The sequence below is a fragment of the Sphingopyxis indica genome, from assembly GCF_900188185.1.
Classification (GTDB): Bacteria; Pseudomonadota; Alphaproteobacteria; order Sphingomonadales; family Sphingomonadaceae; genus Sphingopyxis; species Sphingopyxis indica.
On the sequence record NZ_FZPA01000001.1, the window covers coordinates 418,608 to 439,593 of the forward strand.

A 20,986-nucleotide genomic window follows, 5' to 3' on the forward strand; every position below is an offset into this window, starting at 1 on the left:
CGGGAATTGCGCGGCGCAGGTTCCCGCGTTTATTGAACGCGCGTCACGGTCAGCCCTTCGGATTCCAGTAGCGCGGGAACGCCGTCCTTGCCGACCAGATGGCCCGCGCCAACCGCGACCAGCACGGTGCCGGGGGAGGCCATGCGCCGCAAAATCCAATGGCTCCATGCCCGGTTCCGGTCGGTAATGACCGCCTTGCGCGCCGCGGGGACCGCATCGACATCCTCGTTGATCAGCGCCTCGAGCGTGGCGGTGTCGCCGCGCCGCCAGGCGCCGGTCAGCGCGCGGATGTCGGCGACCGCGCTGCCGGCATCCTCGGCGGCGCGGGTGAGCAGCGCGCGCTGCGTCGCCGGATCGAGCGTCTCGAACAGCATGAGCTGGCTGTGCGCGGTTTCGAGTCCGGCGACCGGTTTTCCCGCGGCCTGAAAGCGCGCGGTCAGTCCCGCTTCGACGCCCGCGGCGGGCGACAGCGCGGCTTGCTCTGCGGCGCGCTGGCCCATCAGCACCATCACCGCCCAATCGTCGAGCGCATCGGCGTCGAAGGCGCCGCCGCCCGCCTCGAACGCCCGATAGGCGGCAAGCGCGGCGGGCGGCAAGCGCTCGGCCATTGCGAGCGGCACCTGACGCGGGGCGAGCTGCTGAAATTCCTTGCCCGCTTCGGCCAGCTGGTCGGGGGCGAGTTCGAGTACCAGTTCGTCGGCCCGATCGACCGCGCGGGCGACCTTGCCGCGATCCCAGTCGGTGCCGGGGGGCAGCGCGTGCATCGTGCCCAGAATGTAGATTTGCGTGTCGTCGTCCGCCGCGAGCCACATCGCGGGCTGCGCCTCGACCGTTGCTTGCGGGTTGCCGCACGCGGCGAGTAGGCACGCCGAAAGGGCCGCCGCGATGCGGCGACCCCGGCGCCCGGTTCGGACCTTTGCTTCGATCAATAGTCGACCCGCGTGACGGTGAGCCCGCGTTCCTTCAGATAGTCCTGAACGCTATGTTCGCCCGCCAGATGTCCCGCGCCGACCGCGACGAACACCGTGCCGGGTTCGGCCATTCGCGCCTGCAGCTGCTCCGCCCAGGCGGCATTGCGGTCGAAGAGCAGCCTTTTGGCCAGATCAGGGGTCGCTTCCATATTCTCGTTCATCGTCTGCGCGAGGCCGTCGGGATCGCCCTTGCTCCACTGATCGACCAGCGTGTCGAGCGTCGGGCCGATCTTGTCGATGTCCTTGACCACCGCATTGAGGAAGGCGACCTGCGAAAATTCGGGGAGCGTGTCGAAAAAGCCGAGCTGCTGCTCGATCGTCTCGAGCCCCTCGATCGGTTTGCCTTCCGCCTTCGCGCGTCCGGTCAGCTGCTTCTCGGCGCCCTGTTCGGGATCGAAGCCGAGCTTCATCAGCGGCAGCGTCGAGAGCGTCACCGCCGCGAACCAGGGTTCGAACTGGTCGAACTGTGCCGGCGGAACCCCGACCTTGGTCATCGCGGCCTGATAGGCGGCGCGGTCGTCGGGCGCGAGGCGCGACGACAGCGTCTTGCCGTCCTGCGCCATTGCCAGCGGGATCATCGTCTGCGCCATCGCCGCCTGATCCTCGGGCAGGACGATTTCGAGCATCAGCTCATCGGACTTGTCGAACGCATCCTTCACCGCCTCGTCGAACCAGCTGAGGCCGGGTTTGAGGACATGGACGGTGCCGAACAGATAGATCGTCGTGTCCTCGTCCTTGACCACCCACAGCGCCGGATCGGCGTCGACGCCCTCCGCAACTGCGGGAGCCGCGACCTCCTGCGCCGGCTCGACTGCCATCACGGCGTTGCCGCCTGGGAACAGCGCGCATTGGGCGAGCGGAATGACCGCACAGGTCGCGGCGAGGGTGCGGAGGATCTTTTTCATCACGGGGAGCCTTTCCTTGGTTGGTTCGATCATTGGGAGCGAAGCGCGGCGCGATCAACGAAATTTGAGCCAGAGATAGACGAGGCTGTTCACGACGAGCGAGACGAGGAACAACAGCATCACATCGGGTTCGGGAGCGATCCCCGCGCGGTGGAGCGCCCACCAGGCGGGCGCGGGAAAGACGAAGGCGTACCAGCCCGCGAGCCCAGCCCACAGCCATGCGCGTTGTTCATGGTCGTCGATCGCGCGGTGATAGAAAAACATGCCTGCCGCGAGTCCGACGACCCAGAGGATCGACGCGCCGATCGCGAAGGCGGGGCTGAACGCGTCCGCGCGCATCGCTTCGAAAGGCCCCTGATCGTGTGGCAATTGAACCGAAAACCAGGCGCCGACGATGCCGCCGATCAGCGCGAGCAGGGCAATAGCCAGCCCATAGCGCCGTTTGCGCGCCGACCATTGCCGCCAGGTGGCGCGGTGGTGGCGGGCATAGAGCGTGAAGGCTGCCCCGCAAAAGGCCAGTGCGACGAGCGGACCCAGCCACACGGGCAGCGGCGTGCCGCCCCGAATGGCGATGGCGTCGCTATAGCCAGCGAAGGCGCCGATGATGAACCCGGTCGCGATGACGATCGCGGTCGCCCAGCCGATGATCGAAACCATTCCGCGGTCGCGCGCGTCATCCGGCATCGTCGTTTCCCTTGTAGCCATCGTCGAAAATCTCCTCGATCGGCATGTCGAACAGCCGCGCGAGCCTGAAGGCGAGCGGCAGCGACGGGTCGTATTTCCCCGTCTCGATCGCGTTGACCGCCTGCCGCGACACGTCGAGCCGGTCGGCCAGCTCGGCCTGGCTCCAGCCATGCATCGCCCGCAGCACTTTCAGCTTGTTGTTCACGCATAGGTCCGTCATGCAACCCTGACGATATGTCAGCTGTTATTGACTAAATGTCAGGATTCGCTGACTGTGTCAACAAGACCTTACATCGCGGCCCTTCAATCGCGCGCTCCGGGCCTGCCCGGCGCCGCACAAGCCTTGACCCTGCGCCGCCGCTGCGCCACAGGCGGCGGCACTTGTTGCACCTGCGAAGTGAGGGCGAAAAGGCGTGGCCGACGCGGCGGAAAAGAAACCCCTGAGCTTTCAGGACATGATCCTGACGCTGCACGCCTATTGGAGCGCGCGCGGCTGCGCGATCCTTCAGCCCTATGACATGCGGGTCGGGGCCGGCACCTTTCACCCTGCGACGACCTTGCGCAGCCTTGGCCCCGAGCCATGGAACGTCGCCTATGTCCAGCCGAGCCGCCGCCCCACCGACGGCCGCTATGGCGAGAATCCGAACCGGCTCCAGCATTATTACCAATATCAGGTGATATTGAAGCCGTCGCCCGCCGACCTGCAGGACCAGTATCTCGGCAGCCTCGCCGCGATCGGCATCGACCCGCTGCTCCACGACATCCGCTTCGTCGAGGATGACTGGGAATCGCCCACGCTCGGCGCGTGGGGGCTCGGTTGGGAAGTGTGGTGCGACGGGATGGAAGTCACGCAGTTCACTTATTTTCAGCAGATGGGAGGCTTCGACTGCAAGCCCGTCGCGGGCGAGCTGACCTATGGGCTCGAACGGCTCGCCATGTATATACAGAATGTCGACAATGTGTACGACCTGCGCTTCTCCGATCCCGTCGGTGATGTAGCGGGTGTGAGCTATGGCGACGTGTTCCTTGAAAACGAACGGCAATTTTCGAAATGGAATTTCGAGGTCGCCGACACCGACAGCCTGTTCGCCGGCTTCAAGGCCGCCGAGGAAGAGTGCAAGCGCGCGATCGACGCGGGGGTGCCGCTCGCCGCCTATGACCAGGCGATCGAGGCGAGCCACCTCTTCAACCTCTTGCAAGCGCGCGGCGTGATCAGCGTGCAGGAACGCGCCAATTACATGGCGCGCGTCCGCGATCTCGCGAAGGGCAGCTGCAAGGCGTGGATCGACAGCCAGTCGGAGCGGTGGGCCACGAATTATCCGGGGTGGACGCTGTGATGGCCGTCCAAAATCCTCCCCGGAACGGGGAGGGGGACCACGCGAAGCGTGGTGGAGGGGGCTCGCGAGGCCTGCGACGCCCGCCGGTCCATGCAGCGCGGAGGCTTCGCCGCGAAATGACTCTCCCCGAGGTGTTGCTGTGGCAAGAACTTCACGGGCAAAAACTCGGCATGAAATTCCGCCGCCAGCACCCCGTTGGACCCTATGTTGCCGACTTTTGCTGCATGGCCGCCAAGCTGATCGTTGAAATCGATGGCGAGGCCCATAATCGCGGGGCGAATCCCGTTCGTGACGCAGCGCGCGACGCGTTTCTGTCGGCGCAAGGATTTGAAATTGTCCGCTTCGCAGCGAAGGATGTACTGGAAAATATGGATGGCGTAGTCGCGCTGCTGCGGTCGAAGGCCGAGAACCCCCTCCACCACGCCTTCGGCGCGGTCCCCCTCCCCGCAAGCGGGGAGGAACTCTGATGACCGACTTCCTGCTCGAACTTCGCAGCGAAGAAATCCCCGCGCGGATGCAGGCCGGCGCGCGTGCCGAGCTTGAAAAGCTGTTCCGCGCGCAGCTGGGCGCGGCGGGCATCGAGGTGGGCGAACTCACCATCTGGTCGACGCCGCGCCGCCTTGCGTTGATCGCCAAAGACCTTCCCGACGCCACAGCGGCGGTCAGCGAGGAACTGAAAGGCCCGCGTACCGGCGCGCCGCCGCAGGCGCTCGAAGGTTTCCTGCGCAAGACCGGGCTCACGCAGGAGCAGATCGAGGAACGCGACGGCGTGTGGTTTGCGGTGATCGACAAACCCGGTCGCGCGACCGCCGATGTGCTCGCCGAGGCGATTCCCGCGATCGTTCGCGGCTTTGCCTGGGCCAAGTCGATGCGCTGGGGCCGCGAAAGCCAAAGCAGCGAAAGCCTGCGCTGGGTCCGCCCGCTGTCGGGCATTGTCGCGCTGTTCGGCGAGGAACTGATCGCTTGCGAGGTCGGCGGGATTGCGGCGGGCTTCGCGACGCGCGGCCATCGCTTTCACTGTCCGGGCGAGATCACAATCGGATCGGCCGCCGACTATGCCGACAAGCTGCGTGCGTGCCACGTCATCGTCGACCATGACGAACGCGCGGCGATCATCCGCGACGGCGCCGCGAAGGCCGCGGCCGATGCGGGGTTGAGCCTCGTCGCCGACGAGGGGCTGGTGATCGAGAATGCGGGCCTGACCGAATGGCCGGTGCCGCTGCTCGGCCGCTTCGACGAAGCGTTTCTGGAGGTGCCGCCCGAGGTGATCCAGCTCACCGCGCGGGTGAACCAGAAATATTTCGTCGTCACCGGCGCCGATGGCAAGCTCGCCAACGGCTTCGTCTGCACCGCGAACATCGCCGCGAGCGACGGCGGGGCGGAGATTGTCGCGGGCAACCGCAAGGTGCTGGCGGCGCGCCTGTCCGACGCGCGCTTCTTCTGGGAGCAGGACCAGAAAAAGACGCTCGCGGAGCACGCCGAGAAGCTGAAGAATATCACCTTCCATGAAAAGCTGGGGACGGTCGCCGACAAGGTCGAGCGGGTGGCAAAGCTCGCGCGCTGGCTGGTCGAAGAGGGGATCGTCGCCGATTCACCCCGCCCCTTCAGGGGAGGAGCCGGGGGTGTGGCCTCTCGTCCTGACGCGGCGCAGGCCGACAGGCCCCACCCCACCCCCTCCCCTGAAGGGGAGGGGCTTTCGCTCGCCGACCAGGCCGAGCTCGCGGCACGGCTGTGCAAGGCCGATCTCGTCACCGAAATGGTCGGCGAATTCCCCGAATTGCAGGGCCTGATGGGCGGCTATTACGCCCGCGCCGAAGGGTTGCCCGATGCCGTCGCCGACGCGATCCGCGATCATTACAAGCCGGTCGGGCAGGGCGACGACGTGCCGACCGCGCCGGTGACGGTGGCTGTGGCGTTGGCGGATAAGTTGGATACGCTGGTGGCTTTTTTTGCCTATGGATTGAAGCCCACCGGATCGAAAGATCCGTTCGCCCTTCGGCGAGCCGCGATTGGAGCCATCCAACTACTAACAGCTGAAAAGCTTCGTCTGCGGCTAGGCGAGCCGCTCTTTCAGCATGCAATCCAATTGTTAAAGAAATCAGAGCCTCCGCTTAGCAAAATCGCCGCCGGAATGTTTGCAGAGCTAAAGTCGAGCTTTGGGGAGTCGGCTGCAAACGCCGCGCTGGCTGCCGCTCTGCGAACTTCAATGCCGAGCGCAACTGAAGAGGGTCGCCAGATTGTGATGAAGGCGGGGCAGGGGACAACCGATCTCCTCGGTTTCTTCGCCGATCGTCTCAAAATCCAACAACGCGAAGCCAGTGTCCGGCACGACCTGATCGACGCGGTGTTCGCGCTCGGGGGCGAGGATGATCTCGTTCGCCTCCTCGCCCGCGTGAAGGCGTTGCAGGCGTTTATGGCGAGCGATGACGGCGCCAACCTGCTCGCGGGTTACAAGCGTGCGGCGAATATTTTGAAGCAGGCAGGTGAGGAGTCCCCCTCCCGCTTGCGGGAGGGGCTAGGGGAGGGCGTGTCGAATGCCGCTTCCCATGAAATAGGCCCTCCCCCGACCCCTCCCGCAAGCGGGAGGGGAGAATTGGATCCCGCGGAAGCTACTCTCCTCGCCGCGCTCGACGCCGCCGAGCCGGCCGCCGCCGCGGCGGTCGCCGAGGAGCGCTTCACCGACGCCATGGCTGCGCTCGCCAGCTTGCGCTCGGCCGTAGACGCCTTTTTCGACGGCGTGATGGTCAATGATCCCGATCCGGCGGCGCGCGCCTTCCGCCTCGGCCTGCTTGCGCGATTCCGTGATGCGGTGCACAGCGTCGCCGATTTCTCGAAGATAGAGGGTTAGGGTCCGTCCATCATCCAAAGGGGGAATGGCGCCATGAACAATACTCATCTCATCTGGATTTTCGCGCTGGGCTTTCCGCTGTTTTTCGTCGCGATGTGGCTTTTCATCGCCCGCATCCTGTCGTGGGCCGGCTGGTCGAAGTTCCTGCCGGCCTTCGCCTGGGACCGGCCGGTCCCCGACCATGCGCGCCGTCATTCGCTGGCAACGATGGTCATCGGCCGCTTTCCGGGCGGCGTCAGCTATCGCAACGCGGTGAGCGTCTGGATCGACGAGCGCGGTTTCTATCTGCGGCCGATGATCCTTTTCCGCCTGTTCCACCCGTTGCTGCACATCGGCTGGGACCAGGTCGCCTCGATCGAGCCGCGCAAGACGCTGTGGATCAAGGCGCATCAGCTGAGCTTCCGCCGCGACGTGCCGATGTTGACCTTCGGCGGGTCGGCGGGGCAGTCGCTCTTCGACGCATGGCAGGCGCGAAATGGAGGCAGGCCAGGCTGACCCCGCTAAAGCAAAACTGAATCGACCAAATGCGATTGCATACCTATTCCCCCGCCAACCCTCCTCCCCGGGGCAGCAGGAGTAAGACATGACGACGGCCACGCAGACGAATATGGTGCATCTGTTCGGCGGCGACGCGACCACCAGGGAGCGCGCCAAGGAATTGCTGGGCGGCAAGGGCGCGAATCTGGCCGAAATGGCCTCGATCGGCCTGCCGGTGCCGCCGGGCTTTACGATCACCACCGACGTCTGCACCGCATATTATGCGAATGGCGAGGCCTTTCCCGCCGGACTGGCCGAGGAAGTCGCGAGCGGGATCGCGCATATCGAGGGGATCACCGGGCGCAAGTTCGGCGACGCGGCCGATCCGCTGCTCGTTTCGGTGCGGTCGGGCGCGCGCGTGTCGATGCCGGGGATGATGGACACGGTGCTCAACCTCGGGCTCAACGACGCGACCGTCGCCGGGCTCGCGGCCACCTCGGGCGATCCGCGCTTCGCGTGGGACAGCTATCGCCGTTTCATCCAGATGTACGCCGACGTGGTGATGGGCCTCGACCATGCCGCGTTCGAGGAAGCGCTGGAAATCGCGAAGGAAGACAAGGGCTTCTTCCTCGATACCGAGATGGCGGCCGAAGACTGGCAGGCGCTGGTGATCGAATATCAGGCGATCGTCGCGCGCGAGACCGGCGCGCCCTTTCCGCAGGAGCCCAAGGATCAGCTATGGGGCGCGATCGGCGCGGTCTTTGCGAGCTGGGAAAGCGACCGCGCGAAAGTCTATCGCCGGCTGAACAGCATCCCCGGCGAATGGGGCACCGCGGTCAATGTCCAGGCGATGGTGTTCGGCAATATGGGCGACACCTCGGCCACCGGGGTGGCGTTCACGCGCGATCCCGCGACCGGCGAGCGCGCGTGGTACGGCGAATGGCTGGTCAACGCGCAGGGCGAGGACGTCGTCGCGGGCATCCGCACCCCGCAATATCTGACAAAGATCGCGCGCGAAAAAGCGGGGGCGAAGCCGCTGTCGATGGAAGAGGCGATGCCCGAAACCTTCGCCGAGCTCGGCGCGGTCTTCGACACGCTCGAGAGCCATTATCGCGACATGCAGGACATCGAGTTCACCGTCGAACGCGGCAAGTTGTGGATGCTCCAGACGCGATCGGGCAAGCGGACCGCGAAGGCGGCGCTGCGGATCGCGGTCGAGATGGCGGCCGAGGGGCTGATTTCGGAGGAAGAGGCCGTCGGCCGCGTCGATCCCGGCGCGCTCGACCAGCTGCTCCACCCGACGCTCGATCCGCAAGCGCCGCGCGACGTGCTGACCAAGGGGCTCCCCGCGAGCCCCGGCGCGGCGTCGGGCAAGATCATGTTCGATGCCGACAGCGCCGAAAAGGCCGCGGGCATGGGCGAGGCGGTGATCCTCGTCCGCGTCGAAACCAGTCCCGAGGATATTCACGGCATGCACGCCGCGAAGGGCATTTTGACCGCGCGCGGCGGGATGACCAGCCACGCGGCGGTGGTCGCGCGCGGCATGGGGCGCCCGTGCGTTTCGGGCGCGGGCGGGCTGGCGATCGACGGCGCGGCGCGCGTGCTGCGCGTCGGCGGACGCGAGCTCAAGGAAGGCGAGATCATCACGCTCGACGGCTCGACGGGCGAGGTGATGGCGGGCGAGGTGCCGACCTTGCAGCCCGAACTCGTCGGCGATTTCGGCACGCTTATGGAGTGGGCCGACAAGGTGCGCCGGATGAAGGTGCGCACCAATGCCGAAACCCCCGCCGACGCGCAGGTCGCGCGCGATTTCGGCGCCGAGGGCATCGGGCTGTGCCGCACCGAGCATATGTTCTTCGACGCCGCGCGCATCACCGCGGTGCGCGAGATGATCCTTGCCGAAAGCGAGGCCGGCCGCCGCGCCGCGCTCGCCAGGCTGCTCCCCGAACAGCGCGGCGATTTTGCCGGGATTTTCCGCGTGATGGCCGGCCTGCCGGTCACCATCCGCCTGCTCGACCCGCCGCTGCACGAATTCCTGCCGACGCGCGAAGAGGATTTCGCCGATGTCGCGGCGGCGGCGGGGGTCGGGATCGAGACGCTGAAGGCGCGCGCGAACGAGCTCCATGAATTCAACCCGATGCTCGGCCATCGCGGCTGCCGCCTCGGCGTCACCTATCCCGAAATCTATGAGATGCAGGCGCGCGCGATCTTCGAGGCGGCGTGCGACGTCGCCGCCGAAACCGGCGCGGCGCCGATCCCCGAGGTGATGATCCCGCTGGTCGCGACGCGCCGCGAATTCGACCTGATGAAGGGACTCGTCGACAAGGCCGCCAAGACGGTGTTCGCCGAGAAGGGGCGCGAGATCGCCTATCTCGTCGGCACGATGATCGAGCTGCCGCGCGCCGCGCTGATGGCGGGCGAGATCGCGCAGGGCGCCGAATTCTTCAGCTTTGGCACCAACGACCTGACGCAGACGACGATCGGTATCAGCCGCGACGACGCCGGGCGCTTTCTGACCCAATATGTCGACAAGGGGATCTTCGTGACCGATCCCTTCGTCAGCCTGGATGTCGAGGGGGTCGGCCAGCTGATCGAGCTGGCGGCGGAGCGCGGCCGCGCGACCCGTCCGGGGATCAAGCTCGGCATCTGCGGCGAGCATGGCGGCGACGCGCCGAGCATCCATTTCTGCGAGAAAACGGGGCTCGATTATGTCAGCGCCTCGCCCTATCGCGTGCCGATCGCGCGGCTGGCGGCGGCGCAGGCGGCGCTGGCGAAAAAATAGGTGAAAAGGGGGTTGCGCGCCTTCGCCTCGCGGCCTAAAGGCGCCTCTCCACGCACCCGTAGCTCAGCTGGATAGAGCACCAGACTACGAATCTGGGGGTCGGACGTTCGAATCGTTCCGGGTGCGCCATTCCCTTTCGACCGCGATTTTCAGCCCGTTTTGGACGGGAGCATCGCCCTTGCGCAGCGCTTCGCCGATCAGGATCAGCGTCGGCGCATCGTCGGCGAGCGCGCGCGTCGCGAGCGCCAGGAGGTCGAGCCGCGTGCTCAGATGCTTTTCGTCCGGCAAGCTGACATTGCACGCGATGAGCACCGGGGTTGTTGCGGGCATTCCGGCGCCGATCAGCCCCTTCGCGATCGCGCCCGCCGCGTCGCGGCCCATATAGAAGGCGAGCGTCGTTCCGGCACTCGCAAGCGAGCCCCAGTCGAGGTCGAGCGCGGCGCCGCGGCGGCTGTGCGCGGTAACGAAGCGCACGTCGCGCGCGACCCCGCGCAGCGACAGCGACACGCCCGCCGAGGCCGCAGCGGCGCTCGCGGCGGTGATGCCGGGGCAGATATGGACGGGGTGGCCTGCCTGTCGCAGCGCGGTCATTTCCTCGGCGGCGCGGCCGAAGAGCGAGGGGTCGCCGCCCTTGAGGCGCACGACGCGCTTGCCCGACGCGGCGGCCTCGACGAGCAGCGCGTCGATCGTGCGCTGATCCTTCGAATGGCGGCCCGATCGCTTGCCGACGCTCACCCGCTCGGCGTGCGGCGGGACGAGCGCGAGGACGCCCGGCCCGACGAGCGCGTCGTAGAAGACGATCTCGGCTCGTTCGATCAGCCGCACGGCCTTCATCGTCAGCAGGTCGGGATCGCCGGGCCCGGCGCCGACGAGCCAGACGGTGCCGGGCGCGAAATCGTCAGGCGGCATGGCTTTTCTCCTCGCTCAATATGCGCGCGAGCGCGGGGCGGCACGAGCCGCAGTTCGTCCCAGCGCCGATCGCCGCGCCGATCGCGGCTACGTCGGTCAGGCTCTGATCGCGGATCGCGGCGGCGATCGTCTTCAATCCGATATCGAAGCAGACGCAGACGATCGGCCCGCGGTCGGCCGCCGCGCCCGGCGCGCGGCCGGCGAGCAGGGTGGGCGCGACGTCGGGCGCGGCGAGCTGGGCAATCAGCCAGTCGCGCGGGGGCAGTTCGCCGGTTTCGGTGACGAAGAGCGCGGCGGCGAGCCGGCCGCTGGCGACGATCGCGATCCGGCGGGTGCCGCGCGCGCGATCCTCGGCCTCGATCCGCTCGCCCCTGGGCAACGTCGCTTCGAGGCTTTTGAGGTCGCCGTCGCCCGCAAGCTCCCATAGCGTGCCCGACGGCACCGCAACGCGCGTCGCCCACAGGCAGCCGGGACGCTCGGCGGGGTCGTGGTTCAGCAGCAGGAAGCCGCGCCAGCGCGGGCTCACCGCCTCGATGCGCGCGGGAGTGCGCTTGAAGCCCGGCTGGCCCGAATGCGGATCGACGAGCGGGCGGGGAAGGAGGCCGGTGCGCCCGCCGCTCGCGGTGCGGTCGGTCCAGTGGATCGGCACGAACAATTCGCCGCGCCGCTGCCCTTCGGCAAAGGCGACGCGGTAGAGGCTCTCGCCCTGCGGCGTCGCGACGCGCGCGAGCCCGCCGTCGGCGAGGTCCCATTGCTCGCCGTCGCGCGGATGCACTTCGACCAGCGGCTCGGCGCGATGCCGCGCGAGTTTCGGCGCAAGGCCGGTGCGCGTCATCGTGTGCCACTGGTCGCGGTAACGCCCGCTGTTGAGCGTCAGCGGCCATTTTTCGAGCGGGGCGGGGAGGGGCTTTTGCGCGACCGGCACGAGCCGCGCGCGCCCGTCGTCGGTCGGAAAGCGCCCGTCGGCGAACATCGCGTCGCCGCCCCAGCGAAAGGGCTGCATATCGTCATAGGCGGCATTGCCGCCCTGCGCCGCGCCGGGGAGCGCGAAAAGGCGCGCGCCGTCATTGTCATAGGTCGACAGGCGGCAATGCTCGCGCCAGATGTCGGCGGCGCGGTCATAGGCAAAGGCATTCTTCCACCCCATCCGCCGCGCGACCTCCTTGACGATCCACCAGTCGGGCATCGCCTCGCCGGGCAGCGGAAACAGCGCGCGCTGGCGGCTGATCGTGCGGTCGCTGTTGGTGACCGTCCCGTCCTTCTCGCCCCACGCCGCGGCGGGCAGGCGGACGTGCGCGAAGGCGCCGGTGTCGGTCTTTTCGATGACGTCGCTGACGACGACGAAAGGGCAGGCCGCCAGCGCCTCGCGCACCCGGTTCGCGTCGGGCATCGACACCGCAGGGTTGGTCGCCATCACCCACAGCGCCTTGATCCGGCCTTCGCCGACCGCGCGGAACAGGTCGACGGCCTTGAGGCCGGGCTTTTCGGCGATCGCCGGCGCGGCCCAGAAGCGCTGAACGCGTGCGCGGGCTTCGGGGCCGAAGTCCATATGCGCCGCAAGAGTCGAGGCAAGCCCGCCGACCTCGCGCCCGCCCATCGCATTGGGTTGGCCGGTGATCGAAAAGGGGACGGCGCCCGGCTTGCCGATCCGGCCCGTCGCGAGGTGGAGGTTGAGGATCGCGTTCACCTGATCGGTGCCGCTGGTCGACTGGTTGATCCCCTGACTGAACAGGGTGACGGTGCGCGGCGTAGCGGCGAACAGCTCATAGAAGCGCCTGAGGTCGGCGGCGTCGACGTCGCACGTCTTCGCTACCGACCACAGATCGCTCCCCTCTCCAAGCTGGTCCCAGAAATCGGCGGGCACCGCGACATGCGCCGCGAGCCACGCATCGTCGAGCGCGTCCGCGTCGCGGCAGTGCTGCAATAGGCCGTTCATCAGGGCGACGTCGCTACCCGGGCGGATCGCGAGGTGAAGGTCGGCCTCTTCGGCGGTCTCGGTGCGGCGCGGGTCGATGACGACGAGCTTCGCGCCCGCTTCGCAGCGCGCCCGGATGCGCTGATAGACGATCGGGTGGCACCAAGCGGTGTTGCTGCCGACGAGGACGAACAGGTCGGCGACGTCGAGGTCGTCATAGGTCGCGGGCACAACATCCTCGCCAAAGCCGCGGATATGCCCCGCGACCGCGCTCGACATGCAGAGCCGCGAATTGGTGTCGATATTGGCGCTGCCGATGAAGCCTTTCATCAGCTTGTTCGCGACATAATAATCCTCGGTGAGCAATTGGCCCGAGACATAGAAGGCGACGCTGTTCGGGCCGTGGCGCGCGATGGTTTCCCTGAATCGCTTCGCGACGAGGTCGAGCGCCTTGTCCCAGCTTGCGCGCTTGGCGCCGATCATCGGATGGAGCAGGCGTCCCTCGAGCCCCACCGTTTCGCCGAGATGCGTGCCCTTCGAGCAGAGGCGGCCGCGGTTCGCGGGGTGGTCGGGATCGCCGGCGATTTGGGCCGTGCGCTCGCCGGTCACCGTCGCGCGGATGCCGCAGCCGACGCCGCAATAGGCGCAGGTGGTGCGGATGGCGGTCATCATTCCCCTCCCTGAAAGGGAGGGGTTAGGGGTGGGTTGCGTTGATCGGGGCTCGATGCCCCGATCAACGCGTTCTTGCAGAAGAAAAGAGCCTCGCTATCGCTCCTACCCACCCCCAGCCCCTCCCTTTCAGGGAGGGGAGAAGCATGGAAGCGCCGCGGCCTCACGCCGCCGCCTTCAGCACGCTCGCGCGGCAGATCAGCACGCGGCCGCCGTCGATCTTGACTGGCACCGTGGGGGTGCAGCCCTTGTCCTCGCCCAGCGCTTCGCCGGTGGTCAGGCTGATCCGCCAATTGTGCAGCGGGCAGGCGACCGCTCCGCCATGGACGATCCCCTGGCTCAGCCGGCCGTGCTTGTGCGGGCAGCGGTCGAGCAGCGCGAAGACCTTGCCCTCGGCAGTGCGGAACACCGCGATGTCGTCGCCGTCCGCGACCTGCACGGTGCGGCTGCCGCGCACGGGGATCTGGTCGACCCAGCCGATGTCGAGCCATTCTGCCACGGTCGTCATGCAAGTTCCTCCTGCGGGGTGAAGCGCGCCATCGGCGCATGATGTTCGGCGGCGGCGCCCTCGGCGCGCTGCGCCCAGGGGTCGTCCTGTGAAAAGCTCTGCGAATAGAGGAAGCGCGCGCGCAGCGCCTCGCGGCCCGCCGGGTCGTCGAGCAGCCTTGCCTTCACATAGTCGAGCCCGACGCGCTCGATCCACGGCGCGGTGCGTTCGAGATAGCGCGCCTCCTCGCGATAGAGCTGGATGAAGGCGGCGCAATAATCGAGCGCCTCCTGCTCGGTCGCGACCTTGCAGAGCAGGTCGGTCGCGCGGACATGGATGCCGCCGTTGCCGCCGACGTGCAGCTCGTAGCCGCTGTCGACGCAGACGACGCCGAAATCCTTGATCGTCGCCTCGGCGCAATTGCGCGGGCAGCCCGACACGGCGATCTTGAACTTGTGCGGCATCCAGCTGCCCCAGCTCATCCGCTCGATCTTGACGCCGAGCCCGGTCGAATCCTGCGTGCCGAAGCGGCACCATTCGGACCCGACGCAGGTTTTCACGGTGCGCAGCGCCTTGCCATAGGCGTGGCCCGACACCATGCCGGCGGCGTTGAGGTCGGCCCACACCGCGGGCAGATCCTCTTTCTTGATCCCGAAGATGTCGAGCCGCTGGCCGCCGGTGACCTTGACCATCGGCGCATTATATTTCTCGACCACATCGGCGATCGCGCGCAGCTCGGTCGGGTTGGTCAGCCCGCCCCACATGCGCGGGACGACCGAATAGGTGCCGTCCTTCTGGATGTTGGCGTGGAGGCGTTCGTTGACGAAGCGGCTCTGCTGATCGTCCTCATATTCGCCGGGCAGCGCGCAGAGCAGATAGTAGTTGAGCGCCGGGCGGCACGAGGAGCAGCCGTCGGGGGTCGTCCAGTGCAGCTTCTGCATCACCTCGGGGATCGAGCGCATGTCCTGCGCGACGATCTCGCGCCGCACGTCGTCGTGGCCGAAGCTGGTGCAGCCGCACAGCGTCTTGGGGCCCGACTGCACCTCGTCGCCGAGCGTCAGCGCGAGCAGGCTTTCGACGAGTCCGGTGCAGCTGCCGCAGCTCGCCGACGCCTTGCAGCTGCCGCGCACCGCATCGAGGCTGTGCGCGCCCTTGGCGATGCACGAGACGACCTGGCCCTTGGTGACGCCGTTGCAGCCGCAGATCTCGGCATCGTCCGAGAGCGCCGCAACGGCGGCCTTAGGGTCCGCTTGCCCACCTCCGGAGGCAAAGGCCTGACCGAAGATCAGCACGTCGCGAAGCGGCGCGACATCCTCCTGCTTCTTGAGCAGGTCGAAATACCAGCTGCCGTCGGCGGTATCGCCATAAAGCACCGCGCCGACGATGCGGTCGTCCTTGAGCACCACGCGCTTGTAGATTCCGCGCGCCGCGTCGCGCAGCACGATGTCCTCGCAATCGTCGCCGCCCGAAAAATCGCCCGCCGAAAAGACGTCGATCCCCGACACCTTGAGCTTGGTCGAGGTCACCGAGCCGCGATAGCCCGACGGCTGTTCGACGAGCCCGTCGGCAAGGCTGCGGCACATGTCCCACAGCGGCGCGACGAGGCCGTAGACCTGCCCGTCATGTTCGACGCATTCGCCGACCGCGAGGATGTTCGGGTCGCTCGTCACCATATGGTCGTCGACCTGGATGCCGCGCCCGACCGCGAGCCCCGCGTCGCGGGCGAGCGCCACCGAAGGCCGGATGCCGACCGCCATGACGACGAGGTCGGCGGGGATCAGCGTCCCGTCTTTCAGCCTTACCCCCTCGACCTTGCCCTCACCGACGATCGCTTCGGTGTCGGCGCCGGTCAGGATCGTCTGGCCGCGCGCCTCGAGCGCCTGCTTGAGCAGCCAGCCCGCGGCCTCGTCGAGCTGGCGTTCCATCAGCGTCGGCATCAGGTGCAGCACCGTGACCTTCATGCCGCGCAAGGACAGCCCGTGCGCAGCTTCGAGCCCGAGCAGCCCGCCGCCGATCACCACGGCGCTGCCGCCCTTTTCGGCCGCCGTGAGCATCATATCGACATCGTCCATGTCGCGAAAGCTGATCACGCCGGGCAGGTCCTTGCCGGGCACGGGGATGATGAAGGGATCGGAGCCCGTCGCGATCAGCAGCCGGTCATAGGCTTCGGTCACGCCGCCGCGCGTCGTCACCTTTTTGGCGCCGCGGTCGATCGCCACCACCGGGTCGCCGGCGACGAGTGCGATGCCGTTCGCGGCATACCAGTCGGCGTCGTTGATCACGATGTCGTCGAAGCTCTTGTCGCCCGCGAGCACGGGGGACAGCATGATGCGGTTGTAATTGACCCGCGGCTCGGCGCCGAAGATCGTCACGCGATAGCGGTTCGCATCGCGCGCGAGCAGTTCCTCGACCGCGCGGCAGCCGGCCATGCCGTTGCCGATCACGACCAGATGCTCGCGCGTGTCGGCGTCCGGGGAGAGGGGGCTATGTTCCATCAAAGCGTCCAATCGAGTTGCAGCCAGATTTTGTCGGTATCGGTGGCGAAGCCGTCGGCGCGGTAGCGCGCGTAGCGTGCCGAGGCGGCGAGCTTGCCGCGCTTCGCGCTGGCGACGAGGTCGATCTCGTCGCCATAGGGGCGGCTCGCACGATCGCTGCGGAAGTCGTGATACACCGCCTGCAGCGTCACCGCGTCGAACGGGCCGAGCGCCTTCCAGCGCCAGCCCGCGCTCGCATAAAGGTCGCGCACGCCGTCGGGCGGCGTGGTCAGGAACTTGTCGGCCCAGCCCTGGAATTTGAAACCCGTCGCGAGCGGGGTCTGAAAGCTGGTGAAGGCAGCGCCGTCGCTCGCGCCGAGGATTTCATAGCCCGCGCCGAGCTGCGGGCCGCCGAAATCGACGCCGGCATCGGCGAGCCAATAGTTGGCGGCATAATCATTGGGATTGCGGTGCCAGTCCGACTGGCGCGCGTAGGAAAATTGCCAGCTCAGCTTCGTCTTGCCGAGCGGCCGTGCGCCCGCAAGGCGGACGCCGTAGCTCTGGCTCGACAGCCGGAAACCCTGCACCGCGGCTTCGTCCTGATCGACCAGATAGGCGAAAGTGCTGAGCGTGCCCGCCGGGGTGGCGACGCCGATATTGGCGAAGAGATTGTCCCCCGACACCGCCTGCTGCCGCGCCCCGGCGCCGTCGATGCCCCAGATGGTGCGGACGCTCCAGACATAGGCAAGGTCGGCCTTCACCCCCGCGACCGGCGTGATTTCGGCGCGCAGCGCGTCGAAGCTCTGGCCGTTCTGGCGAAAACCGACCCCGCCGACGAAGCGCTCGTCGTCGAAGCCGAGCCGCTGCCGTCCGGCGGTGATTGCGAACCCAGGCGCAGCGTAGCGAAGCTGCGCGCGGGTGAGGGCGATATTGTCGGGATCGGCGATCAGCGGCTGCGTCGCGGGGCCGTGCAGTCCGTCGTCATAATCGTCGACGATCGCCAGATTGCCCTGGCTCTCGACCAGCGCCGACCAGCGGCCGGCCTTCGCCTCGACCCCGGCGCGGACGCGGAGCGTGAGCGCGTCGGATGCGGCATCGAGGCCGTCTTGCTCGACGCTTTCATAGCGGAGCCGCGCTTCGCCGAGCGGGGCGAGGGTGATCGCCTGCGCGTGGGCGGCGGCCGGCGCCAGCGCCGCGAGGAGGAGCAGCGTGCGCGCCATGTCAGATCCGCACGCCTTCGGCCGCGCCCCAGGTCGCGCGCCATTGCCCCTTGACGAACATCAACGCCGCGAGCGCGACGACCGCGAGCCCGGCGAAGATGTAGAAGCCCGGTGCGAAGCTGCCGGTCCACTGTTTCGCGAAGCCGAGCGACGAGGCAAGATAAAAGCCGCCGACCCCGCCCGCCATGCCGACGAGCCCGGTCATGATCCCGATCTCGGCCGAAAAGCGCTGCGGCACGAGCTGAAAGACCGATCCGTTGCCGACCCCGAGCGCCAGCATCGCGATCAGGAACAGGCCCATGGCGGTGGGGAGGGCCGCCGCCTGCGGCACCCCGGCGAGCGCGACCGCGGCGATGACGAAGACGATCATCAGCGCCCGGATGCCGCCGACCCGGTCGGCGAGCGCGCCGCCGAGCGGCCGCACGAGCGATCCGGTGAAGACGCACGCGGCGGTGCAATAGCCCGCGACCACCGGGGTCAGGCCGAACTGGTCGGTGAAATAGATGGGGAGCGAGGCGGCGAGTCCGACGAAGCCGCCGAAGGTCACCGAATAAAAGCCCATCAGCCACCAGGCGTCGGCGCTCTTGAGCGGCTGAAAATAATCGACCAGCCGCTTCGGCGCCGGCGCGTTCGGCGCATCTTTGGCCATGAAGAGATAGAGGACGAACACGATCGTCAGCGGGATGCAGGCGAGGCCGAGCACCGCGGTCCAGCCGAACAGCTTGGCGAGCGTCGGCGCGAAGAGCGCTGCGAGCACCGTGCCCGAATTGCCCATGCCGGCAAGCCCCATCGCCTTGCCCTGATGCTCGGGCGGATACCAGCGGCTCGCGAGCGGCAGCGCGATCGCGAAGCTCGCCCCGGCAAAGCCCAGGACCACGCCGAGCGCGAGCGTCCCCGCGAAGCTGTCGATACCCGAAAGCCAGGCGGTGAACAGGCCCGCGATGACGATCGCCTGGCTGATGGCCCCGGCGCGCTTCGGGCCGATCCGGTCGACGAGCAGTCCGTTGACGACACGCAGCAGCGCGCCAGCGAGTGTCGGCACCGCGACCATCAGCCCCTTCTGCGCGGGCGACAGCCCCAGTTCCTGCGCGATCGTCGGCGCGAGCGGGCCGAGGACGACCCACACCATGAAAGCGAGATCGAAATAGAGAAAGGCGGCCACCAGCGTCGGCCAGTGGCCGCTCGCCCAGAAACCCGATTTCGGCGCCGTATCCGCGCCCGTCCTGATCGTCGACATCGTCCGTCCCTTCGTGTGACGGGCAATAAAAAAGCCGCCAGGACGGCGGCCTCGTGCGGGCGCGTCCTGACGGCTTCATTGCCTGTTGGAGTGCGGGAAAAGGCTTCCCGCCTGCCTGCGCGCCGGCCCCTCCGTTGGAGCCGCTGCCGCATTATCCTGCCCCGGCATCGTCGCCGAGTGACATTAAGGTGCCCGATTCGCGCGCGTCGCGCAACTATTTATTTCGCAGGTGCAGCATAAAAGGGCGCGGCTGGAAACTCAGGGCAATTCCGAGAGATAGCCTGGAATGTCGTCGGGATCGAAGGCGCGATGGTCGAAAAAGCGATCGCTGCCGAGCATCAGCCGGCCCTGCGTCGATCCCGCGCCGATCGGTTCGGCGAGCCCGCCCTCGAGTTTTGAGCTCGCCCCGGGCAGCGGCGCCCCCGATCCCGCGAGCGCGGCGCGATAGATGTCGGGACGGAACACCGCCGATGCCGTCGCGGCGTCGGCCGGCGAAAAGGCGAGGTGATCCCAGCGCACGAGCTGCGAATAGAGCCACGCGGCCTGGCTGCGCCACGGGAAATTCGCCGCCTCGCGATACTGGAACATGAAGTCGGGATAATGGACAGGCGCGCCGCCGGGGACGAGGCGGATGCGGTCGGTGATCGCGCGCAATATCGCCTCGCGCGGGGCATCGAGATATTCGCGCCGCGCCAATATGTCGGCGCTCTCCTCGGCGGTTCCGGGCTCGACGAAGCGGGCGGCCGCGGCGTGCAGCGCGCGCACCAGCGCCTCGACCGCGCTGCGGCGCGTTTCGACGACGTCGCTGCGCACGGCGAGGACCTTCTCGACGCCGCGCCGCCAGATCTGAGCGGTGGCGAGCGCGATATGGCCGGCGCCGCGATCGACCGCGATCGAATTCCACGGCTCGCCGACGCAAATGCCGTCGACCTCGCCCGCGGCGAGCGCGTCGGCCGCGAAGGGCGGGCTGGTAACGACGATCTCGACATCGGCATCGGGTTGGATGCCGACCCCCGCGAGCCAGTAGCGGAGCATGTAATTGTGGCTCGAATAGCGGTGGACGACCCCGAAGCGCAACGGATTGCCCGCCGCCTTGCGCGCGGCCGCGACGCGCTTCAGCGCCGCGCCGACCGCGGCGGGATCGCCGAGTGTCTCGCCGAGCCCGACCTCGATCGCGAGCGCGCTCGAAAAAGTCACTGCATTGCCGTTGAGGCCGAGCACGAAGGGCACCGCGAGCGATACCGCGGGCCGGTCGCGGCCGAGCGCGGTCGCGATCGCGAGCGGCGCGATCAGGTGCGCGGCGTCGGTGTGACCATAGAGCAGCCGGTCGCGCACCGTCGCCCAGGTCATGTCGCGCACCAACTCGATCGCGACGCCCTCGCGCGCCGCGAAGCCCAGTTCGTGCGCCAGGATCGGCAGCGCCGCATCGACGAGCGGCAGAAAGCCGATGCGGAAAGTCTCGCCGGTCATGCCCCATCTCCCATCAGCGCTTCGCTGGTCAGGATCGCCTCGGCGATTTCGGCGATCCGGCGGCTACTGCGCATCGCCTGCCCGCGCAGCAGCGCATAGGCGGCGGGTTCGTCGATGCCGCGCCGCTTCATCAATATCGCCTTGGCGCGGTCGATCGTCGCGCGTTCGGCGAGCGCGCTCTTCGCCTCGTCGAGTTCGCGCTGGAGCCGCGAAAAAGCCTGAAAGCGCCGCACGGCGAGGTCGATCACCGGCTTGATTCGCTGCTTCGACAAGCCATCGACGACATAGGCCGACACGCCCGCGTCGATCGCCGCGCCGGTCGCCTCGGCATCGCTCTGATCGACGAACATCGCGATCGGCCGTGCGAGCGCGCGCGACATGGCGAAGAAATCCTCGAGCAGGTCGCGGCCCGGATTTTCGAGGTTGACCAGCACCACCTCGGGCTGCGCCGCCTCGATCTGCGCGACCAGCGGGCCGGCAGGGTCGATGACGACAAGATCGTCGAGGCCAGCCTCGCGCAAGCCATCCGAAATGATGGCGGCGCGCGTCGTGCTGGTGTCGATGATCGCGATCCTCATGGCTCGCGCCATAAGGTGCTCGA

Annotated in this window: 17 protein-coding genes and 1 tRNA gene; 6 read left to right on the forward strand and 12 right to left on the reverse strand. The window is 67.7% G+C overall.

Annotated elements, in window-relative coordinates; all coding sequences use genetic code 11:
• Nucleotides 1–29 precede the first annotated feature (29 nt).
• From CHB69_RS01915 to CHB69_RS01930, 4 genes are read right to left on the reverse strand one after another with little or no spacing between them, the layout of a single operon-like run.
• Nucleotides 30–929: a TraB/GumN family protein gene (locus CHB69_RS01915; RefSeq protein WP_245836439.1), complete on the reverse strand. Its 900-nt coding sequence runs from the start codon at nucleotides 927–929 to the stop codon at nucleotides 30–32.
• A complete protein-coding gene (locus CHB69_RS01920; RefSeq protein WP_089214745.1) occupies nucleotides 926–1,876 on the reverse strand; it encodes a TraB/GumN family protein in 951 nt (316 codons plus the stop codon). The genes CHB69_RS01915 and CHB69_RS01920 overlap by 4 nt, the downstream gene beginning before the upstream one ends.
• A 54-nt stretch (nucleotides 1,877–1,930) precedes the next feature.
• Nucleotides 1,931–2,560, reverse strand: a complete 630-nt coding sequence (locus tag CHB69_RS01925; protein WP_089214278.1) for a hypothetical protein — start codon at nucleotides 2,558–2,560, stop codon at nucleotides 1,931–1,933.
• Complete coding sequence (locus tag CHB69_RS01930) at nucleotides 2,550–2,765, reverse strand: helix-turn-helix transcriptional regulator (RefSeq protein WP_089214746.1); 216 nt, start codon at nucleotides 2,763–2,765, stop codon at nucleotides 2,550–2,552. Before CHB69_RS01930 ends, CHB69_RS01925 begins: the two co-directional genes overlap by 11 nt.
• Nucleotides 2,766–3,015: 250 nt before the next feature.
• On the opposite strand from CHB69_RS01930, the gene CHB69_RS01935 reads away from it, so the two are divergent.
• From CHB69_RS01935 to CHB69_RS01960, 6 genes are all read left to right on the forward strand, one after another.
• Complete coding sequence (locus tag CHB69_RS01935; RefSeq protein WP_089214747.1) at nucleotides 3,016–3,897, forward strand: glycine--tRNA ligase subunit alpha; 882 nt, start codon at nucleotides 3,016–3,018, stop codon at nucleotides 3,895–3,897.
• Between the two features lie 71 nt (nucleotides 3,898–3,968).
• Entirely contained in the window at nucleotides 3,969–4,364 is a 396-nt protein-coding gene (locus CHB69_RS01940; protein WP_281252645.1) for an endonuclease domain-containing protein, read from the forward strand.
• Nucleotides 4,364–6,745: a glycine--tRNA ligase subunit beta gene (gene glyS / locus CHB69_RS01945; protein ID WP_089214280.1), complete on the forward strand. Its 2,382-nt coding sequence runs from the start codon at nucleotides 4,364–4,366 to the stop codon at nucleotides 6,743–6,745. Before CHB69_RS01940 ends, glyS begins: the two co-directional genes overlap by 1 nt.
• Nucleotides 6,746–6,778: 33 nt before the next feature.
• Nucleotides 6,779–7,240, forward strand: a complete 462-nt coding sequence (locus CHB69_RS01950) for a hypothetical protein (RefSeq protein WP_089214281.1) — start codon at nucleotides 6,779–6,781, stop codon at nucleotides 7,238–7,240.
• 88 nt (nucleotides 7,241–7,328) lie between these two features.
• Complete coding sequence (gene ppdK, locus CHB69_RS01955; protein WP_089214282.1) at nucleotides 7,329–10,004, forward strand: pyruvate, phosphate dikinase; 2,676 nt, start codon at nucleotides 7,329–7,331, stop codon at nucleotides 10,002–10,004.
• Between the two features lie 52 nt (nucleotides 10,005–10,056).
• Nucleotides 10,057–10,133: transfer RNA gene (locus CHB69_RS01960), tRNA-Arg, on the forward strand.
• On the opposite strand, the gene cobA is transcribed toward CHB69_RS01960, so the two are convergent.
• The 8 genes from cobA to CHB69_RS02000 form a co-directional block, all read right to left on the reverse strand.
• Nucleotides 10,089–10,913 carry a uroporphyrinogen-III C-methyltransferase gene (cobA, locus tag CHB69_RS01965; RefSeq protein ID WP_089214748.1) on the reverse strand — a complete coding sequence of 275 codons (825 nt, stop codon included), beginning with the start codon at nucleotides 10,911–10,913 and terminating at the stop codon, nucleotides 10,089–10,091. The two genes, CHB69_RS01960 and cobA, sit on opposite strands and share 45 nt — an antisense overlap.
• Nucleotides 10,903–13,500, reverse strand: a complete 2,598-nt coding sequence (locus CHB69_RS01970) for a nitrate reductase (protein WP_089214283.1) — start codon at nucleotides 13,498–13,500, stop codon at nucleotides 10,903–10,905. Before CHB69_RS01970 ends, cobA begins: the two co-directional genes overlap by 11 nt.
• Nucleotides 13,501–13,660: 160 nt before the next feature.
• Nucleotides 13,661–14,005 carry a nitrite reductase small subunit NirD gene (nirD, locus tag CHB69_RS01975; RefSeq protein WP_089214284.1) on the reverse strand — a complete coding sequence of 115 codons (345 nt, stop codon included), beginning with the start codon at nucleotides 14,003–14,005 and terminating at the stop codon, nucleotides 13,661–13,663.
• Nucleotides 14,002–16,479 carry a nitrite reductase large subunit NirB gene (nirB, locus tag CHB69_RS01980; RefSeq protein ID WP_089214285.1) on the reverse strand — a complete coding sequence of 826 codons (2,478 nt, stop codon included), beginning with the start codon at nucleotides 16,477–16,479 and terminating at the stop codon, nucleotides 14,002–14,004. Before nirB ends, nirD begins: the two co-directional genes overlap by 4 nt.
• Nucleotides 16,479–17,678, reverse strand: a complete 1,200-nt coding sequence (locus CHB69_RS01985; protein WP_089214286.1) for a hypothetical protein — start codon at nucleotides 17,676–17,678, stop codon at nucleotides 16,479–16,481. The genes nirB and CHB69_RS01985 overlap by 1 nt, the downstream gene beginning before the upstream one ends.
• A gap of 1 nt (nucleotide 17,679) precedes the next feature.
• The gene (locus CHB69_RS01990; protein WP_089214287.1) at nucleotides 17,680–18,915 is read right to left on the reverse strand and encodes a nitrate/nitrite transporter; all 1,236 of its coding nucleotides are present in this window, start codon (nucleotides 18,913–18,915) and stop codon (nucleotides 17,680–17,682) included.
• A 258-nt stretch (nucleotides 18,916–19,173) separates the two neighbouring features.
• Nucleotides 19,174–20,385 carry a CmpA/NrtA family ABC transporter substrate-binding protein gene (locus CHB69_RS01995; protein ID WP_089214288.1) on the reverse strand — a complete coding sequence of 404 codons (1,212 nt, stop codon included), beginning with the start codon at nucleotides 20,383–20,385 and terminating at the stop codon, nucleotides 19,174–19,176.
• Complete coding sequence (locus CHB69_RS02000; RefSeq protein WP_089214289.1) at nucleotides 20,382–20,963, reverse strand: ANTAR domain-containing response regulator; 582 nt, start codon at nucleotides 20,961–20,963, stop codon at nucleotides 20,382–20,384. The genes CHB69_RS01995 and CHB69_RS02000 overlap by 4 nt, the downstream gene beginning before the upstream one ends.
• Between the last annotated feature and the right edge of the window lie 23 nt (nucleotides 20,964–20,986).

Bases quoted from the DNA above. Each gene is read 5' to 3' on its own strand.
- cobA (WP_089214748.1), bottom strand. From the start codon at position 10,913: ATGCCGCCTGACGATTTCGCGCCCGGCACCGTCTGGCTCGTCGGCGCC.
- nirB (WP_089214285.1), bottom strand. From the start codon at position 16,479: ATGGAACATAGCCCCCTCTCCCCGGACGCCGACACGCGCGAGCATCTG.
- CHB69_RS01995 (WP_089214288.1), bottom strand. From the start codon at position 20,385: ATGACCGGCGAGACTTTCCGCATCGGCTTTCTGCCGCTCGTCGATGCG.
- ppdK (WP_089214282.1), top strand. From the start codon at position 7,329: ATGACGACGGCCACGCAGACGAATATGGTGCATCTGTTCGGCGGCGAC.
- CHB69_RS01925 (WP_089214278.1), bottom strand. From the start codon at position 2,560: ATGCCGGATGACGCGCGCGACCGCGGAATGGTTTCGATCATCGGCTGG.
- CHB69_RS01985 (WP_089214286.1), bottom strand. From the start codon at position 17,678: ATGGCGCGCACGCTGCTCCTCCTCGCGGCGCTGGCGCCGGCCGCCGCC.
- nirD (WP_089214284.1), bottom strand. From the start codon at position 14,005: ATGACGACCGTGGCAGAATGGCTCGACATCGGCTGGGTCGACCAGATC.
- CHB69_RS01950 (WP_089214281.1), top strand. From the start codon at position 6,779: ATGAACAATACTCATCTCATCTGGATTTTCGCGCTGGGCTTTCCGCTG.
- glyS (WP_089214280.1), top strand. From the start codon at position 4,364: ATGACCGACTTCCTGCTCGAACTTCGCAGCGAAGAAATCCCCGCGCGG.
- CHB69_RS01970 (WP_089214283.1), bottom strand. From the start codon at position 13,500: ATGATGACCGCCATCCGCACCACCTGCGCCTATTGCGGCGTCGGCTGC.
- CHB69_RS01920 (WP_089214745.1), bottom strand. From the start codon at position 1,876: ATGAAAAAGATCCTCCGCACCCTCGCCGCGACCTGTGCGGTCATTCCG.
- CHB69_RS01990 (WP_089214287.1), bottom strand. From the start codon at position 18,915: ATGTCGACGATCAGGACGGGCGCGGATACGGCGCCGAAATCGGGTTTC.
- CHB69_RS01935 (WP_089214747.1), top strand. From the start codon at position 3,016: ATGATCCTGACGCTGCACGCCTATTGGAGCGCGCGCGGCTGCGCGATC.
- CHB69_RS02000 (WP_089214289.1), bottom strand. From the start codon at position 20,963: ATGAGGATCGCGATCATCGACACCAGCACGACGCGCGCCGCCATCATT.